2 protein-coding genes are annotated in these 2,036 nt (G+C 47.8%); one reads left to right on the top strand and one right to left on the bottom strand.

Features of this window, described 5'->3' with window-relative positions:
- Positions 1-216 precede the first annotated feature (216 nt).
- Positions 217-651, bottom strand: coding sequence for a VOC family protein (locus tag FD32_RS04265; protein WP_047769986.1), 435 nt, complete (start codon positions 649-651; stop codon positions 217-219).
- A 147-nt stretch (positions 652-798) separates the two neighbouring features.
- On the opposite strand from FD32_RS04265, the gene FD32_RS04260 reads away from it, so the two are divergent.
- Positions 799-1,965, top strand: coding sequence for a CynX/NimT family MFS transporter (locus FD32_RS04260; RefSeq protein WP_047769985.1), 1,167 nt, complete (start codon positions 799-801; stop codon positions 1,963-1,965).
- Positions 1,966-2,036: the final 71 nt, after the last annotated feature.

Raw genomic sequence — 2,036 nt, 5'->3', positions numbered from 1 at the left:
GGCCCATAGTGGACTTTCACCACCTAGCTAATACCCATGCCGGGCGCACTAGAAAAGAGGCTGGTGAGAAAACAAAGTTTTCTCCCAGCCTCTCGTTTTTATTTTTCGTTATTACATAAATCGCAAGAAAACCAACCATAGCTAGTCAAAGCGCGCTCCTGGTGTCCAGTGCCGCGTAGTAAGTCTATTGACTACGGAACTTTCCCCGCTTCCTTTTTAGTTTGCAATATCATTACCCGTACAGATAATCCAGGTGACCCCATAGTGGTCAACCACTTGTCCCATCATGCTACCCTTAATCCAGTTACCGAACGGAACCGTAACCCGCTGTTCGTCCGAGTCTGCCAACTGCTTGAAGAGTTGCTGAGCACCATCCTTATCCTCACCAAAGTTGAGCATGATTGAAATCAAGGTTGACGTCTGGGGATGTCCCATCGTCGCGTCCGCACAAACAATTTTTTGACCAGCAACTGAAAATTCAGCATACAGCGTCGTGTCTGCCAAGCTGTCAATCTTTAAGCCAATATTTTCCGCCTGCTGTTCGCTCAGTGGCTGGTGATATGTAATCTGAGCCCCAAAGTTCTGGACATAATAGTCCATCGCTTCCTTAGCATTTTCAAACGTTAAGTACGGGTATATTTTTGCCGTCATAATTTTCCTCCGTTTAAAACTTCATTTTAGATTATATGTTTCTGAAATGCTGGCGTCAAATTGATAAAAGTAAATTACACCCTTAGGTAAAACGTTTCAATATGCTATAATGATATAGCTAAATTACATAAAGAAAGGACGAATCTCTTGGAAAAGGTTAAAAAACATAGTCCATTGTTAATCTTAGGGCTGCTCTTACTGGGCGTCTGCATGCGGATGCCAATCACTTCGATTCCTTCCGTTATTAAGGAAATTGCCCAAACCTTCCACGTTGCCCCAACAAGCCTGGGGATCTTAACAACGATCCCCCTCTTGTGCTTTGGACTCTTATCTTCCGTTGTTTCATCAACGGCCCAGCGGATTGGGAACGAATTAACATTAGCAATTGCCATGGTCCTGATGTTTATTGGTTCCTACCTCCGCATTATCAATTTCACACTCCTGATGGTGGGAACCGTCATGGTCGGGATGGCCATCACCTGCATTAACGTCCTCCTCCCGGCAATTATCTCTGATAAGTACCCCAACCGGATGGGGAGCGTCACGGGAATGTACAACACCGCGATGACCCTCTTTGCCGCAATTGGTGCCTACACAATCACGCCCATTACCCACCAAAGTAGCTGGCAAACGGCGGTTATCATCATCAGTGCAATTGCGCTGGTAACCGCTATTGTATGGTTACCCAACCTCAAGTATAACGAACGGGGTGGAAATAACATAGCCAGTGAAGCCGGAACTAACATGTGGAAAAAGGTCAATGCCTGGTGGCTGCTTCTCTTCTTTGGCTTCCAATGCTTCGTATTCTACAGCGCCGTTGCCTGGCTGCCAACAATTTCGATGGACGCCGGGCTGAGTGGAGACCAGGCAAGCCTGATTGCCGGCCTCTTCCAGCTGTTTGCCATCCCGTTTGCCTTCACGGTGCCCGTCCTAGCGGCCAAGATGAAGACCCGGCGGTCCATTACGGCGGGCGCGGGAATCGCGTCAATGTTGGGAACGCTGATGATGCTCTTCCCGGTTAACTCCTTTGCCTACTTCTGTGTGGTCGCCTTCCTGTTAGGGGCCGGATCCACAACTACCTTTGTCTTGGCAATGACCCTCTTTGGGCTCAAGACGAAGAGTGCTGCTGATACCCGGAACCTTTCTGGAATGGTCCAGTCCGTCGGCTACCTGATTGCTGCTCTAGGGCCCATCGTGGTCGGTAGCTTAAATGCTCAAACCCACGGCTGGACGGCAAGCCTGATTGTAATCTTCGCCGCTGCCTTTCTCTTTACCATCTTTGGAGTCCTAGCAGAACGGCATTCCTATATTTAACTTTCTATCAATAAACAAGGGGGCTGTGACATAAGTCCCAAATAATTAATGGAGTTAGATGAAATTTTCGG

Source organism: Limosilactobacillus panis DSM 6035, from assembly GCF_001435935.1.
Lineage (GTDB): Bacteria > Bacillota > Bacilli > Lactobacillales > Lactobacillaceae > Limosilactobacillus > Limosilactobacillus panis.
This window is presented reverse-complemented; position numbering and strand designations above follow the sequence as displayed.